The following is a 14,554-nucleotide window of genomic DNA, read 5'->3' on the forward strand; positions in this document are numbered from 1 at the left end:
TGACCGCTCCCCGCGAGTCGGGGGTTACAGCACAGTGAGTTGAGGGTTTCGGCATTCTGCGGTGGGTAGGCGGAGTAATCAGCGGGGGGTCGAGTTCACGCCCGGGATGCCGGGCTGCACCGTGGGTGGCGTGGCGCCGGTCGAACTGTCGTCGCCGGGGTTGGGAACGGGCTCCTCGCCCGACTCGTCCTCGCCGGGTGGCGGCGGGGGCGGCGGAACCTTGCCGCTGCTCACCTGCAGGGTGATGACCTCGCCGGGCAGCGCGGCGCCGTGCTGCGACTGGCCGACCACGGTGCCCTCCTCGGCACGGTTGTCGACGTCCTGCAGCTCGGTCTTCCAGCCGGCCTTGGTCAGGATCCCCTCGGCCTCGTCGGAGCTCTTCCCGATCACCTCGGGCACCCGGGACGCCTCGCCGCCCTCCAGGTAGCGGTCGTCGGTCGGTGGGAGCGGCAGGATCGGCTGGCCCGCCAGGTAGCCGTTCATGGCCCGGAAGAACGTCCTCGCGGGTGCCTTACCGCCGTAGATGTTGCCGCTGCCGCAGGCGACCGGGGGGCTCTCGCCACCCGGGTCGCACAGCTGGCGCGGCGAGCGCGAGTTGTCGAAGGTGATCACCGCTCCGGCGACCTGCGGCAGCACCCCGAAGAACCCGGCGGACTTGTACTCCTGCGTGGTGCCGGTCTTGCCGCCCATCGGACGGTTCCAGCCGAGCGACTTGGCCGCGGTGGCCGACGTACCCACGAGGTCGTCGTGGCTCAGGCCGTTGACCAGCGTGTTCGCCAGGCCCTGGTCGAGCACCCGCTCACAGGGCAGCTCGCTGAACGGCACCGGCTTGCCCTTGGCGTCGGTGACCTGCTCGACCGGGCTCGGCGGGCACCACATGCCGCCGCTCTGCAGTGTCGCCCCGACGTTCGCCAGCTCCAGGATGCTGGTCGGCGTCACACCGAGGGTGAACGAGGCCAGGTGCTGCGCCTTGGTGACCTCGGCGATCGACCGGTTGGTGCGCTTTCCGGTCCGGGGGTCGACGAACGCGGTGGTCGCCAGCGAGCGCATGCCCATCCGGACCGCCATGTCGACGACCGGCGGCACTCCGGTGAACTCCTCGAGCTTGACGAACGCCGTGTTGGGCGACAGCGCGAGCGCCTGCCACATCGGCATCCGGCCCGCGTAGCTGCCGTCGTTGCGCACCGGGATCGCCCGCCCGGCGCCGTCACGGTAGATCGGTGAGGCGTAGCCACTGGGCGGGACGGCCATCACGTAGTTGATGCCGAGCCCCTTCTCCAGCGCCGTCGCGGCGGTGAAGATCTTGTAGATCGAGCCCGCGCCCAGGTTGACCGGCTCGTAGGGCAGCCCGTAGCTCGTCTCTTCCTGGTCGGCGTGCAGCCCGAACGTCCGGTTCGCCGCCATCGCCAGCACCCGGTGCTTCTCGGTGCCTGGCTGCACCAGCGAGATCACGTTCGCCACGTGCGGCTGCTTGGGCGGCACCTCGGCGTCGACCGCGAGCTTCGCCTGCTGCAGGGCTTTCGAGTCGAGCGTCGTACGGATCGTGTAGCCGCCGCGGTTGAGCTGCTCGGTGGTGAACCCGGCCTGGGTGAGGTACTCGACGACGTACTTGCAGAAGTACCCGGCGTCGTGGGCGCCGATGCAGCCGTTCTGCCGGGTGTTCAGCGGGTTGACCACACCCAGCGGTGCGGCCTCCTGTTCCTTCGCCTGCTCCGGGGTGATCATGCCCTGCTCGGCCATGGCCCTGATCACGAGGTTTCGCCGGTCGATGGCTGCCTGCGGGTGCGCGACCGGGTCGTAGGCGCTGGTGCTGCGCACCATGCCGGCCAGCAGCGCCGCCTGCGGCACGGTCAGCTTGTCCGGCGTGGTGTTGAAGTAGGTCTGGGCGGCTGCGGACACGCCGTAGGAGTTGTTGCCGAGGAACACGATGTTGAGGTAGCCGGCCAGGATCTGTTCCTTGGTCAGCTGCTTCTCCAGCTGCAGCGCGATGCGGATCTCGCGCAGCTTGCGCGCGGGCGTCTGCTCGGTCGCCTTGAGCCGGTCCGACTCGGTCTTGGCCGCGACGTAGAGCTGGTAGTTCTTGACGTACTGCTGGGTCAGCGTGGACGCACCCTGCCGGACGTCTCCGGACGCCGAGTTGGCGATCATGGCCCGGATGGTGCCCTGCCAGTCCACGCCCTGGTGGTCGTAGAACCGCCGGTCCTCGATGGCCACGATCGCGGCCTTCATCGCGGGCGAGATCTGCTGGGCGTCGACCATGCTGCGGTTCTGGTCGTACAGATAGGCGATCGGAGCGCCCGCCGAGTCGGTGACCGTCGTGGCCGAGGGCAGCGGCTGGTCGGCGAGATCGCTGGAGGCGTTGACGACGGTGTCGGCCGCCTTGTTCGACGCGGAGCCGAAACCGGCGGCCGCCGGGAACAGCATCCCGGCGAGCAGGATGCCGCCGACCAGACACAGCCCGAGCAGCTTGAACACCAGCTGTGTCGTCGACTTTTCCCCCACGTTGCTCACGCCGAGCACCTTACCTCCGGAGGAAGATCACACTGCGTAGCTAAGTCGTGTGGCCTGCCGATCCGCTGCCGATCGGAGGGAACCGAGGGCCTTCGGGCCGCGTCCTAGTGCGGGACGGGGGTTCATCACTTCGAAGCGGGGAGATCATCATGGTTGCGACGGGAGCCTGGTCGGTGTCGGCGAACTGTCGGGGTATCGAGCCGGACCGGCTGTTCGTGGCCGGTTCGCGGCAGCACACGGCCAAGTCGATCTGCCGGGGCTGCCCGGTGCTCACCACGTGCCTGGCGCAGGCTCTCGACGAGCGGCTGGAGTACGGCGTGTGGGGCGGGATGACGGAGCGCGAGCGTCGCGCGCTGCTGAGACGCAGGCCCGACATCACGTGCTGGGCCACCTTTCTCACCACCGGCTCCACGGGGCTCGCCGCCTGACCCAGCTCGTGAGTGGTATGGGCGCCTATAGGCGCCCATACCACTCACGAGCTTTTACATAGGAAACGGGCAACGGGGTTGCAAACTTGTTACTGCATCTATTGTTTGCGTCCGCAAATGCAGTCACGGGTCGGCGAAAATGTCACTCAATGTAACGATCATGAGTGCACTGGCTCGGAGTAATATCCTTCTGAGCTGGTGCGATGCTCGCCAGGTAGGTACTCAGGCTATCTAGGTAGGTCACCCTGAGTTAATGAGTAGTTTCACAGGCTAGTCGCGGATGGCGCTCTCCGGTTGACTCATCCCCAACAGCGGGACAGAAGTTCTACAGCGAGACGCGGGAGTGCGAAATGGTTGCGAACACGAACTGGCGCCTGTCGGCCAACTGTCGGAATGTCGACCCGGACAGCCTTTTCGTGAAGGGTGCCAAGCAGCGCGACGCCCGGTCGATCTGCCGGGGCTGCCCGGTCCTCACCCAGTGCCTCGCCCAGGCACTGGACGAGAAGCTCGAGTACGGCGTGTGGGGTGGCCTGACGGAGCGCGAGCGGCGCGCGATGCTGAAGCAGCGCCCCGACGTCACGTGCTGGTCGACCTTCCTGACGAAGGCCGTCGCCGCCCAGCGGGCAGCGAAGGCGCGACCCACCCAGACCCCGGCCGCCCCCACCCGCCACCTGGAACTCGTCGCTAGGGGCGACCGGCAGGCCGTCATCGTGACTGCGCAGGCGCCCGCGATTGAAGCCGCGTGATCGCCAGTAGGTAGACCTGATCCCTTTGAAGTTTCAGAGTGAGAGAGTTCGATGGGTTCGAAGAGAGCTTCTATTATTGCGCTTATGGTGGTCAGTGTAGCCGCATTGGTGCCGACTAGTGCGTCGGCTGCGGAGCCAGTCGCACGTCCGAATATGGGCAGAGATGTAAAGGTGGAGCTAGTCCTTGGCCAGGGTTTGACCGGACTGACCGACACCTTGGCGTGTGGTCAGGAAACGACTAAGAATGATCACGCGACTGGTGTATTGAACCTTCGATTCCAGTGTCTGGGAAACAGAGGCGTCGTGAATTGGGCGTTCAGTATCTCTTCTCAGGTTAGAGCGCTGATCGGCCCTGAGAACGAGCCAGTATCAGAGACCGGCATGCGATGGTTCAGAAACGGAAAGTATCAAGGTAAGAACGCTGATCATCGCGTGGCCAGCACGTATCAGCTGCATGGCACGCTCAACCCGGTGAGTGTCGGTGAGACCGTCAATTACCAGGACTCTATCAACTTCACTACGACCGATGGGCGTGCTGGTACGCTCGTCATCGCTGGAACATTGATTCTGAAACCGTAAGGGTTCGGTTATGGACGACGACATTGACTTCGCTCGTTTGCTGGCTTCAGGAATAGTCTCGCAACTGGGCGAACAAGGGCCAGACTGGGAAATCGGCAGCGTCGAGCATCAAGAAGACGACTTCAGCGGGACGGGAGATTTCTCCTGGTCTCCGACAGTTCGGGTCGAGTTCAGGTCGATCTCAGGCGAGTATGAGTCCGTCGGTGTCTACTTCGTTTACAACGGTGTCAGTCTGGGGGACTCGGTAATCGCTACCGCTGACGGAATCCAAGACCACGCTGTTGAGATGATTCCGGGTGCGGCACTGCCTCCCTGTCCTGGTCATCATCACCCGGCCGTTGCCCGGGTGGTCGATGACGTGCCGAAATGGGTGTGCATGAAAGACGGCGCAGCACACTTTTCGGAGGATATCGTGCCTGGACTCCAGCCGGGCATGACATTGGCGGAGTACATGCGGCGGCATCGCGTCAGGACGAGCTAGCGCGACGCGGTCAGGCGGTCGCCGATCTCGCGGAGGCCGTCGAGGTCGGTGATGTCGCCCGCGACGGCGGGCACCGGGACCACCGCGACGCTCGGATGCGCGTTGGTGAACCGGGTCAGCAGCCGTCGCTCCCGGTCGGAGCGGTCGACTCGGTCCGCGTGCAGCCGCAGTACCGCTGAGGCCAGCTTGGCGCTGCCGGTCTTGTCGACCTGATCGGCCAGGTCCCGCGCTCGCGCCGCGGGGATGTCGGCGAGCACCGGGTGGGTGCGGTTCAGTACCAGCCCGGCCAGCGGCATCTTCTCGCTCGCCAGCCGGTCGACGAAGTACGCGGCCTCGCGCAGCGCGTCCGGCTCGGGCGCGGCGACCACCACGAACGCCGTGCCGGGGGAGCGCAGCAGCTCGTAGGTCGACGCGGCGCGTTCCCGGAAGCCGCCGAACATCGTGTCGAAGGCCTGGACGAACGCCGACGCGTCGGCCAGCATCTGACCGCCCAGGATCGTGCCGACCGCCTTGGCGAACAGCCCGAAACCCGCGCCGACGATGCGGCGCAACCCGCGGCCGCCCGCGCGGGCTGGGGCCGACAGCAGCCGGATCATGCGGCCGTCCAGGAACGACGACATCCGCTGCGGCGCGTCCAGGAAGTCCAGCGCGGACCGCGACGGCGGGGTGTCGACGACGATCAGGTCCCAGTTGCCGGTCGCGACGAGCTGGCCGAGCTTCTCCATGGCCATGTACTCCTGCGTTCCGGAGAACGACGAGGAGATGGTCTGGTAGAAGGGGTTGGCCAGGATCTTCTCCGCGCGGTCCGGAGTGGAGTGCGTGTAGACCATCTCGTCGAAGGTCCGGCGCATGTCCAGCATCATCGCGTGCAGCTCGCCGTTCTCGACCGCGGAACCGTTGCGCCCGGACGCGGAGACGTCCGAGGTGATGTTCTCGACGCGCTTCGGCTCGTTGCTCAGGTTGCTCAGCCCGAGCGCCTCGGCGAGCCGTCGCGCCGGGTCGATCGTGAGCACCACGGTGTTGCGGCCGCGTTCCGCCGCGCGCAGCGCCAGCGCGGCCGCGGTCGTCGTCTTGCCCACCCCGCCCGAGCCGCAACACACGATGACCTTCGTCTTCGGGTCGTCGACCAGCGCCTCGAGCTCCAGGGTCGGGGCCGTCCTGCTCGGACTCATCGGACCTTCCTCACCGGCTCGCCGAACGGACCACCGAGTGGGCGCGGACACCCTGCTCGGCCAGCTGTTCGGCCAACTCGTAGATCGCGCCGAGCTCGACGCCGTCGACCACCTCGGGCAGGGTCAGCCGGGGCAGGGGCTCGGTCGGGCCGGTCGGCGGACCGGCGTCCAGCCTGGCCAACGCCGCCGCCTCGGCGCGGATGCGCACCGCGTGCTCGACGGTCTCCGCGATCAGGCCGTCCAGCTGCTCGTCGGTCAGCTCCAGGCCCGCCGCGGTCAGGCCGGACCGCACGCGCTCGCGGTCCACCTTGCCGTTCGCCGCGCTGCCCACCGAGCGGCTCGGCAACCGGCGCGGATCGGAACGGTTGACGATCACCGCGCCGGGACGCAGCTGCGCCGCCTGCAGCTCGGCGACCGTCTCCAGGGTCTCGGTCACCGGCAGGTCCTCCAGCAGGGTGACCAGGTGGACGACCGTGTCCGCCGAGTGCAGCAGCCGGACGACGCCCTCGCTCTGCCGGTGGATCGGTCCGGTCTTGGCGAGGTCGGCCATCGCCTTGGTGACGTCGAGGAAGGTCACCACCCGGCCGGTCGGCGGCGCGTCGAGCACCACCGCGTCGTAGTAGTAGCGGCCGTCGTCGCCGGTGCGGGTCACGCACTCCTTGACCTTGCCGGTCAGCAGGACGTCCCGCAGTCCCGGCGCGAGCGTCGTGGCGAACTCGACGGCCCCCATCCTGCGCAGCGCCGTACCGGCCAGGCCCAGGTTGTAGAACATGGCCAGGTAGTCCAGCAGCGCCGCCTCGGCGTCCACCGCCAGCGCGCGGACCTCGCCGCCGCCGGGCGCGACGGCGATCCGGCGCTCCTCGTAGGGCAGCGGGCTGGTGTCGAACAGCTGCGCGATGCCCTGGCGTCCCTCGATCTCCACCAGCAGGGTCCGCCGACCCTCGGTGGCGAGCGCCAACGCGAGTGCGGCGGCGACCGTCGTCTTGCCGGTCCCGCCCTTCCCGGTGACGACGTGCAACCGGGCACGCTCCAGCTCTTCTGGCCACATAGTTGTGCACGATACGAGGACAGTGCACGTGAGGGCAGCACCGGCGGGTCGCGGAGGGTGCCGCGCAACGGCGTGTGGGCAGCGTGAACTGCCCGATCAAGCCCGACGTGAAGCGCGTCGCATCGATCGGGTTAGCATTCCGATATGAGTGCCTCGGTCGCCACCTGGGAGTACGCAACCGTTCCGTTGCTTACCCACGCCACCAAGCAAATCTTGGACCAATGGGGAGCCGATGGGTGGGATCTTGTGACCGTGTTGCCCGGCCCGACCGGTGAACAGCACGTTGCGTACCTCAAGCGGCAGACCTCGAGCGGAGCCGCGAACTGATGTCGGCGAGCGAGCGTCTCCGTGAGCTGGGTATCGAGCTGCCCTCGGTGTCCGCCCCCGCCGGTGCCTACCTGCCGGCCGTGCAGTCCGGTTCGATGGTCTACACGGCGGGGCAGGTCCCGTTCGTGGACGGCAAGCTCGCCGCCGTCGGCAAGGTCGGCGCGGAGATCGACCCGCTCGAGGGAACCAAGCTGGCCCGCATCTGCGCGCTCAACGCTCTCGCTGCCGTGCACGACCTGGTCGGGATCGACTCGATCGTGCGCGTGGTGAAGGTCACCGGCTTCGTGGCGTCCGCGCCCGGCTTCGGTGGCCAGCCCGGTGTGGTCGACGGCGCCTCCGCGCTGTTCGGCGAAGTCTTCGGTGATGCCGGCAAGCACGCGCGATCAGCGGTCGGGGTCGCGGAGCTGCCGATCAACTCACCGGTCGAGGTCGAGATCATCTGTGAAGTCCGGACCCCATGAGGGTGGTGTCGTCATGACGGATGCTGTGCTTGACGCCGAGCGTGCCTGCCACGACCTGCTCGTCAGGTTGGCCGGTCGGGTGCCGGACCGGTTGCTGTGGAGACTGCGCGACTGGCTGGCCGCAGGCGGGCACTCCGCACTGGCCCGCAGCTTGCCCAAGACGCTGCTGCGGCACCGAATCGGTCTGACGGAGGCGGAGCGCAGCCTGCTCGAGGCCTGCCTGCCCGAGTGGGGTGTGCCACAGCGCCAGCTCGACGCGGTGCTGCCGGCCGCCGAGCAGGTCGACACACCCGCCCGGTTCCGCGCCGAGCTCGCCCCCGAGGACCTGTGCACCGACGTGCCCGGGGTCAGCGGCTGGCGCGACGGCGTCGACCTCATGCTGGCCGCCGTGGTCAGGGGGCATCCCGGCGCGAAGGAGCTGCGCCGCAGCTGGCGGGTCGATCGCGGCCGCCCGCAGCGGGTCGTGCTCGCTCACGTGACGGAGAACATGCCAGCCCTCACCGGCACGCTGCAGCGGCTGCTGCGCGCGCACGGTGACCTCACGCCGTGCGTCGAGATCGTGTCGCCGCCGCTGGCTCTGCCGCCGTACCACCGCATGGCGTTGCGCGATTCGGTGTCGCTGTGGCGTGCCGCGGACCGGGAACCGCCAACCAGAGCGCGTCGGGACTCCGGTTCACTCGTTGATGCCTGAGACAGACCTGCACACGCACGCCGCTGTTGCCTGACCAACCGAGCTGAGGAGGCGAGATGTCCGAAGGCCTGGAAGACACCGACGTCGCCGTCGAGATGCACAGCCTGCTGCTGTCCTTGGCCGGTTTCGTCGACGACGAACTGCTCGGCTGGTGCCGCGAGCTCGTCGCGGTCGGCGAGAGCGACTACGCGATGGAGCTGGTCGTCGCGACCGTGCAGGCCGACCGGGTGCGGTTGCCCGGGCCGCTGCACGACGAACTGCACGACTCGGCGGTGCGGCGCAGGGCGCTCAGCCGCTCGGAGGCGCTTCCGCCGCCGGACCACGCCCCCCGCATGCGGCACCGTTTCATCGCGGACCCTGCCGAGCACGGTTTCCCCGAGCGGGACGAGGAGCAGTCGCCCGAGCACGCGCTGCAGTCGGTCCCGCACCGGTTGCTCCGCGACTGCCAGCTCTGGCTGACCTGGCGCATCACTCCCGCCGGTGGCGCGTCCGGCCCGGTTCCGCACCCGGTGGTGCTGATCGAGGTCCTGGACAACGCGGGTGCGGACGTCCTGGCGTACCAGGTGGCCGAGGTGCTGTCCCGCGCCGGCGTGTTCGCCTCCGTCGAGGTGTTCACCGCGGGCGCCGACCTGAACGAGTACCACCGTGCGGCGCTCGCCGATGCGCAGCTGATCGTGAGCCAGGAAGGTCACGACGAACATCCTTTCGGTGAGCCGTCCGGCCCGGGTGGTTCCGGCCCGGGCGGAGCGCCGACCAACGGGCGCAACGGCACGCCGCCGGGTCGCCCCGCGACCGCACCACTGCCGACCAGGGATCCGGGACGCCGTCCCAGCCCTTCCGCGGTGTCGCCGACCTCCGAAACCGGCGGCCTGCCCATCACGCCGCCGTCGCCGGACAGCCCTCGACGCACCCCGCTGCACCCGGTCGACCGGGTGATCACCGCGCGCGGTTCCGCTCCGCGCCGCCCACGTCCGGACAACGCCGAGCGCCAGCCCGGCAGCCTCGACGACGTGGTGGCAGGTCTGAGCTTCGAACGCGGCCGCGACGGTGCCGCACCCGAAGACCCATTCCTGTCAGCGGAAACAGAAACTTCGAACGGGGAGACGCCGGTCGAGTCACCTCCGGTCGAACCGCCTGCCGAAAGGCGGGCACCGTCCCGTGACGCGCTGTGGGGCCCGTCACGGGACGGCGAAAGCCAACCGTCTGCTGAAGGACCGCAGCAGGCACGCGAGGAACGCCCGAGGCCACGCCCGAGGGGCTTCCCGACGGTCGGCGGGCGGGGCAACCAGACCAGCTCAGGTCTGCCCAAGCGCACTCCGCCCGGCAGCGATCCCGCGGAAACAGCCGAATCCGGCCTCTCCGACGTCGAACAACGCCTGCTGCGTCAGCTGCACGAAGAGCTGGCGGCACGGGAGGACGACGAAGAGCCGAAGGAAACCGAGGCACCGCCGCCCCCGCGCATGTTCAGGGGCAACGGCACCAACGGCGGCAGAAAGCGCCGCCCGTCCTGAGCCCACCGGCACGTCGCAGACCGTCGCGTCACGTCGCAGACGCTGCAGTGTCTGCGACACGACACGAAGCTCTGCGAAGTGTGACTGGTGGTTCTGACGGGGCGCAAGGAGCGACCGCACCCCAGCGTGCATGATCACCACCGTCTGAGGGCTGTTTTTCGGCCGCAAAACAGCCACCAGACGGTGGTGATCATGGGAACAGCCCGCTCCCGCCCGGGACGCGGCGCAGCCGTGGCCGCTCTTGGCGCCGCAGAGCTCCCCTTTCGCCGCGATCATGGCCTGCACTTGGCGTGGTCGGGCGGGGTCAACCCGGAACCCTCGACCCTGCTGCGGCCGCACCAGGAGCGACTGTCGAGGCCGGCGTCAGCCGGGGGTTGAGGCCGCCCGACCACGCCAAGACACTTGATGGCCAGCGGGGACAGTGACCCGCACCCCAGGGCAGGAATCGGACCCAGAGTTTAGAGTCCTGAGATGACCTCTGAGATGCCTCCTGTCCCTCGCGCTGCCGCTACTGTCATGTTGCTGCGGAACACCGAGGCGGGCCCTGAGGTCTTCTTACAGCGTCGGGTGAAGGCGATGGCCTTCGCGCCGAACGTCACGGTCTTCCCCGGCGGCGGGGTCGACGAGAGGGACCGCGTCACGGACCCGGCACGGTGGCTCGGTCCGTCTCCTGACTGGTGGGCCAAGCGCCTCGGCTGTGACGTCGAGCTTGCGGCCGCTCTCGTCTGCGCCGCCGTGCGCGAGACGTTCGAGGAGTGCGGTGTCCTGCTGGCCGGTGCCGGCCGGGACGGTGCCCAGCTGGACGGCGCGACCGTGAGCACCGAGCAGCTCACCGCGGCGCGCGCCGAGCTGGTGGACCGGCGCGTCTCACTGCCCGACGTGCTGGCCGCCAACGACTGGGTCCTGCGTACCGACCTGCTGCGCCCTTGGTCGAACTGGATCACCCCGGAAGCTGAGCCGCGCCGCTACGACACCCGCTTCTTCGTCGCGGAGCTGCCCGAGGGGCAGCACGCCGACGACAGCACCACCGAGGTCACCGGGGCCTACTGGCGCCGTCCGGTCGATGCGTTGGACGACTGGCACGCGGACCGCATCGAGCTGCTTCCGCCGACCTGGGTCTCCCTCGAACAGCTGCAGGACCTGCCGGACACCTCCGCGGCGCTGCGCGCGGGAGACGAACGGATCATCACGCCACTGATCCCCAAGGTGCGCCGGGACGGCGACAAGATCCTGCTGACCATGCCGGGTGACCTCGGCTACGACAGCGCCCCGCTGCACCTGCGGCCCCGCTTGCTGCCGACGCTGAAGGGGCCGGCGACGCTGTCCGGTCTGCTACCGGGGCGCACCGAGCACCCCCGGTACGAGACGTTGCGTCAGGTGACCGCCACCGCGTCGGTCGTGCTCGCGGACAACCCCGGGCAGATGACCCTGGACGGCACCAACACGTGGTTGCTGCGCGGTGTGGACTCCGAGTCGGTGATCGTGGTCGACCCCGGCCCGGAGGACGCCAGGCACCTGTCCCGGATCGCGGAGAACGGTCCGGTCGCGCTGATCCTGCTGACCCACCGGCATTCCGACCACACCGAGGGCGCCCGCCGGCTCGCCGAGCTGACCCAGGCGCCGATCCGTGCGCTCGACCCGTCGCTCACCCACGGCGGCGAGGCGCTGAGCGACGGTGAGGTGATCTCGGCCGCCGGGCTGGAGATCCGGGTGATGACGACGCCCGGCCACACGTCCGACTCGCTGTCCTTCGTCATGGAGGACGCCGTACTCACCGGTGACACGATCCTCGGCAGGGGCACCACGGTCATCGACCACCCGGACGGCACCATCGCCGACTACCTCGCGTCGCTGCGCAGGCTCATCGAGCTGCCGGACGGGATGGCGGTGCTCCCGGGCCACGGCCCCGAGCTGGCGGACGTCGTCGTGGTTGCCAAGCAGTACCTGGTGCACCGGGAGCAGCGTCTCGACCAGGTCCGGGGGGCTTTGCGGACCCTCGGGGCGGACGCGTCGGCGCGGCAGGTCGTGGAGCACGTCTACGCCGACGTGGACGAGTCGCTGTGGCCGGTCGCGGAGTGGTCGGTGGAGGCCCAGCTCACCTACCTGCGTCGCCCGTGAGCGCGGGCGTGCGGGGTTCCGCCGCGATGATCAGATGACGGCGCAGCAGCCACAGCAGCGCCGCCAGCAGCAGACCTGAGGCCCCGCCGGCGAAGAAGGCCGTGTCGGGGCCGTAGGCCTGCACCAGCGGCCCGCCGAGCGCATAGCCGGACCCGATGCCCAGGGTCGTCGCCGTGACGACCCAGCCGAACGCCTCGGTGCCGGTGCCCGGCGGGGCGACCAGCTCGACGGTCAGCGACTGCGCGGTCACCTGTGGGGTGATGAGACACCCGGCGAGCAGCATGGCCACGATCAGCCCGGCGAGACCCGGCAGCAGCCCCATCGCGACGACCGTGAGCGAGAAACCGACGAGCAGCACCGGCAGCCGATGGCGCAGCTGCGTCGGCCACGGATGCAGCCCGTACAGCAGGCCGGCCACCACCGAGGCCACCGACCACGCGCTGAGCAGCACGCCGGCCAGCGCCGGATGGCCCTCGGCCGAGGTGACCGCGGGAACACCGACCTCGACGACGCCCACGACACACCCGAAACCGAGCGCGGCCAATGGCATGACCCGCATCCCCGGGCTCGCCAGAGCACCCCAGCCGGAGCGCACGCCCTCGCGGACCGGGCGATACCGGCGGACCGTCGAGGTCAGGGCGAAGCAGATGGCGCCGACGAACATCATCGTGACGGCCACGGCCAGCCCGGTGCCGGGCCACGGCGCGAGCAGCAGCAGACCGGCCGCGCCCGGCCCGAGGATGAAGAACGTCTCCAGGCTGATCGCCTCGTAGGTGAGCGCCGCCTCCCGCTGCGAACCGGGCGGTACGAGCTGGCTCCACAGCGAACGAGAGGCTCCGGGTAGCGCGGGGCTGGTGACGCCGAGCACCAGTGACAACGCAACCAGCACCGGGACCGCGAGATGACGCTCGACGGCAAGGATCAGACCGAGGCCGGCGAGCAGGTAGAGACCGCTGATCACCAACAGCGGTCGCGTCGGACCGAGCCGGTCCATGATGCGACCCTGAAGGATCGAGGCGATCGCTTCACCGGTCAGCGCGGCGGCGGAGACGAAACCGGCCGCCGCGAACGAGTCGTAGGCGCGCTCGACGTACAGCAGTGAGGCAAGACCGAGCATCGCGATCGGGAAACGCCCGACCGCCGACGCGATCAGTGGCGCCAGTGCACCGGGAGCTCGTAGGGCCGCGCGGTAGTCGGACAGTGAAGCGGACACCGTCCGAGCTTCACATCTTTCCGCCCCGCGCGGCCACCGAGTTCCGCGTGATCTCGGCCGGGATCGCACGGAGCAGCCTCGGGCCTACCGGCCGAAGCTGCTCAGCACTCTCCTAGCGCGCGCGACGTGCGAGCCGCTCCGGCTCGAGGATCAGCACGCTCTTGCCTTCGAGGCGCAGCCAGCCGCGCTGGGCGAAGTCCGCGAGGGCCTTGTTCACGGTCTCGCGGGAGGCGCCGACCAGCTGGGCGATCTCCTCCTGCGTGAGGTCGTGAGTGACCCGCAGCAACCCGGACTCCTGCGAACCGAACTGGCGTGCCAGCTGCAGCAGCGCCTTCGCCACCCTGCCGGGCACGTCGGTGAAGATCAGGTCGGCCAGCGAGTTGTTCGTCCGGCGCAACCGCCGGGCGATGACCCGCAGCAGCTGCTCGGCGATGTCCGGCCGCTTGGCGATCCAGTCCTTCAACGCGGTCCGGTCCATCGTGTAGGCGCGCACCTCGGTGATGGTGGTCGCCGACGACGTCCGGGGTCCGGGGTCGAAGATCGAGAGTTCGCCGAACATGTCGGAAGGTCCGAACACGGCGAGCAGGTTCTCCCGCCCGTCCGGCGACTTGCGCCCTATCTTCACCTTGCCGTTGGTGATGATGTAGAGCCGGTCACCCTGCTCGCCCTCGTTGAAGATCACGTGGGAGCGCGGGAAGTCGACCGGCTCCAATTCTCCGGCAAGCACTTCAACCGCGCTCGGCTCCACACCTTGGAAAATGCCCGCGCGGAGCAAGACGTCGTCCACAGTCACTCCTCAACTCGCGGTCCCGGCCCCAACTTGGACCAGGGGCATGCGTGGACCGGAACCGATCAATCCGTCGGGAGTCTAGTGGCCGGTGACACCGCTGTTGACCACGGCGTCCCATAAAGGGGCGCAACTGGTCGCTTATAACACCCGACAGGGGGTGAATCGGTACCGTTGTGATGGATCTATCTCTAGATGATCTAGAGTTTCCAGCGCTTTTAGGACGCGATCCGGTCGCGACGTGGGGGGGCGGGCCGCTCAGTGGAGCGGCGTGGGCTGCTTCGCGGCTGACGATCGTCCCTGTTCCGGATCCTGAAGAGCTCGAGAGCGCTCCGGGTACCGGATCGGAACAACGCCTTCACCTCATCCGGGCGGGCACGCTCGAGGAAATCGTCGAGCTCGTCCTGGCGCAAGGCCGAGTCGCGCATACGAGCCTCGAGGCGTTCCATGCCCAGGGCGAAGAACATCACCAGTAGCGGCA

The 14,554-nt window shown here is 68.8% G+C and carries 14 protein-coding genes; 9 read left to right on the top strand and 5 right to left on the bottom strand.

Annotated features, from left to right (window positions below):
* Positions 1 to 78 precede the first annotated feature (78 nt).
* The gene (locus tag G406_RS46515) at positions 79 to 2,511 is read right to left on the bottom strand and encodes a transglycosylase domain-containing protein (protein ID WP_245607097.1); all 2,433 of its coding nucleotides are present in this window, start codon (positions 2,509 to 2,511) and stop codon (positions 79 to 81) included.
* Positions 2,512 to 2,660: 149 nt separating this feature from the next.
* Here G406_RS46515 and G406_RS46520 point away from each other — a divergent pair, with 149 nt between their 5' ends.
* From G406_RS46520 to G406_RS0112765, 4 genes are all read left to right on the top strand, one after another.
* The gene (locus tag G406_RS46520) at positions 2,661 to 2,939 is read left to right on the top strand and encodes a WhiB family transcriptional regulator (RefSeq protein ID WP_037076307.1); all 279 of its coding nucleotides are present in this window, start codon (positions 2,661 to 2,663) and stop codon (positions 2,937 to 2,939) included.
* A 350-nt stretch (positions 2,940 to 3,289) separates the two neighbouring features.
* Positions 3,290 to 3,685, top strand: coding sequence for a WhiB family transcriptional regulator (locus tag G406_RS46525; protein ID WP_064742911.1), 396 nt, complete (start codon positions 3,290 to 3,292; stop codon positions 3,683 to 3,685).
* A gap of 84 nt (positions 3,686 to 3,769) precedes the next feature.
* The gene (locus tag G406_RS56770; protein ID WP_156934825.1) at positions 3,770 to 4,264 is read left to right on the top strand and encodes a hypothetical protein; all 495 of its coding nucleotides are present in this window, start codon (positions 3,770 to 3,772) and stop codon (positions 4,262 to 4,264) included.
* 10 nt (positions 4,265 to 4,274) lie between these two features.
* A complete protein-coding gene (locus G406_RS0112765; RefSeq protein ID WP_028934137.1) occupies positions 4,275 to 4,745 on the top strand; it encodes a hypothetical protein in 471 nt (156 codons plus the stop codon).
* Here G406_RS0112765 and bagB read toward each other — a convergent pair.
* Both bagB and bagA read right to left on the bottom strand, forming a co-directional pair.
* Complete coding sequence (bagB, locus tag G406_RS0112770; RefSeq protein WP_028934138.1) at positions 4,742 to 5,917, bottom strand: ATPase BagB; 1,176 nt, start codon at positions 5,915 to 5,917, stop codon at positions 4,742 to 4,744. The two genes, G406_RS0112765 and bagB, sit on opposite strands and share 4 nt — an antisense overlap.
* Positions 5,918 to 5,927: 10 nt before the next feature.
* A complete protein-coding gene (gene bagA / locus G406_RS0112775; RefSeq protein ID WP_028934139.1) occupies positions 5,928 to 6,965 on the bottom strand; it encodes an ATPase BagA in 1,038 nt (345 codons plus the stop codon).
* Positions 6,966 to 7,109: 144 nt separating this feature from the next.
* On the opposite strand from bagA, the gene sp36 reads away from it, so the two are divergent.
* The 5 genes from sp36 to G406_RS0112800 all read left to right on the top strand — a co-directional run bounded on the left by sp36 (position 7,110) and on the right by G406_RS0112800 (position 12,073).
* Positions 7,110 to 7,292 carry a Sp36 family protein gene (gene sp36, locus G406_RS58820; RefSeq protein ID WP_028934140.1) on the top strand — a complete coding sequence of 61 codons (183 nt, stop codon included), beginning with the start codon at positions 7,110 to 7,112 and terminating at the stop codon, positions 7,290 to 7,292.
* A complete protein-coding gene (locus G406_RS0112785; RefSeq protein WP_028934141.1) occupies positions 7,292 to 7,753 on the top strand; it encodes a RidA family protein in 462 nt (153 codons plus the stop codon). The genes sp36 and G406_RS0112785 overlap by 1 nt, the downstream gene beginning before the upstream one ends.
* Positions 7,754 to 7,766: 13 nt before the next feature.
* Positions 7,767 to 8,444: a hypothetical protein gene (locus G406_RS46530; RefSeq protein ID WP_051342007.1), complete on the top strand. Its 678-nt coding sequence runs from the start codon at positions 7,767 to 7,769 to the stop codon at positions 8,442 to 8,444.
* A gap of 56 nt (positions 8,445 to 8,500) precedes the next feature.
* On the top strand, positions 8,501 to 9,955 hold the full coding sequence (locus G406_RS0112795; protein ID WP_028934142.1) for a hypothetical protein: 1,455 nt from the start codon (positions 8,501 to 8,503) through the stop codon (positions 9,953 to 9,955).
* 1,329 nt (positions 9,956 to 11,284) lie between these two features.
* Positions 11,285 to 12,073, top strand: a complete 789-nt coding sequence (locus G406_RS0112800; protein WP_037076397.1) for an MBL fold metallo-hydrolase — start codon at positions 11,285 to 11,287, stop codon at positions 12,071 to 12,073.
* On the opposite strand, the gene G406_RS46535 is transcribed toward G406_RS0112800, so the two are convergent.
* Positions 12,051 to 13,286 carry an MFS transporter gene (locus G406_RS46535; protein WP_037076309.1) on the bottom strand — a complete coding sequence of 412 codons (1,236 nt, stop codon included), beginning with the start codon at positions 13,284 to 13,286 and terminating at the stop codon, positions 12,051 to 12,053. The genes G406_RS0112800 and G406_RS46535 overlap by 23 nt on opposite strands.
* Positions 13,287 to 13,398: 112 nt before the next feature.
* On the bottom strand, positions 13,399 to 14,073 hold the full coding sequence (locus G406_RS0112810; RefSeq protein WP_028934144.1) for a Crp/Fnr family transcriptional regulator: 675 nt from the start codon (positions 14,071 to 14,073) through the stop codon (positions 13,399 to 13,401).
* Positions 14,074 to 14,554 lie beyond the last annotated feature (481 nt).

Origin of the sequence: Actinospineispora spinosispora DSM 44797, assembly GCF_000429025.1 — a bacterium.
GTDB lineage: Bacteria > Actinomycetota > Actinomycetes > Mycobacteriales > Pseudonocardiaceae > Pseudonocardia > Pseudonocardia spinosispora.

Bases quoted from the DNA above. Each gene is read 5' to 3' on its own strand.
- G406_RS46525 (WP_064742911.1), top strand. From the start codon at position 3,290: ATGGTTGCGAACACGAACTGGCGCCTGTCGGCCAACTGTCGGAATGTC.
- G406_RS46530 (WP_051342007.1), top strand. From the start codon at position 7,767: ATGACGGATGCTGTGCTTGACGCCGAGCGTGCCTGCCACGACCTGCTC.
- G406_RS56770 (WP_156934825.1), top strand. From the start codon at position 3,770: ATGGTGGTCAGTGTAGCCGCATTGGTGCCGACTAGTGCGTCGGCTGCG.
- G406_RS46520 (WP_037076307.1), top strand. From the start codon at position 2,661: ATGGTTGCGACGGGAGCCTGGTCGGTGTCGGCGAACTGTCGGGGTATC.
- G406_RS0112785 (WP_028934141.1), top strand. From the start codon at position 7,292: ATGTCGGCGAGCGAGCGTCTCCGTGAGCTGGGTATCGAGCTGCCCTCG.
- sp36 (WP_028934140.1), top strand. From the start codon at position 7,110: ATGAGTGCCTCGGTCGCCACCTGGGAGTACGCAACCGTTCCGTTGCTT.
- bagA (WP_028934139.1), bottom strand. From the start codon at position 6,965: ATGTGGCCAGAAGAGCTGGAGCGTGCCCGGTTGCACGTCGTCACCGGG.
- bagB (WP_028934138.1), bottom strand. From the start codon at position 5,917: ATGAGTCCGAGCAGGACGGCCCCGACCCTGGAGCTCGAGGCGCTGGTC.
- G406_RS0112765 (WP_028934137.1), top strand. From the start codon at position 4,275: ATGGACGACGACATTGACTTCGCTCGTTTGCTGGCTTCAGGAATAGTC.
- G406_RS0112795 (WP_028934142.1), top strand. From the start codon at position 8,501: ATGTCCGAAGGCCTGGAAGACACCGACGTCGCCGTCGAGATGCACAGC.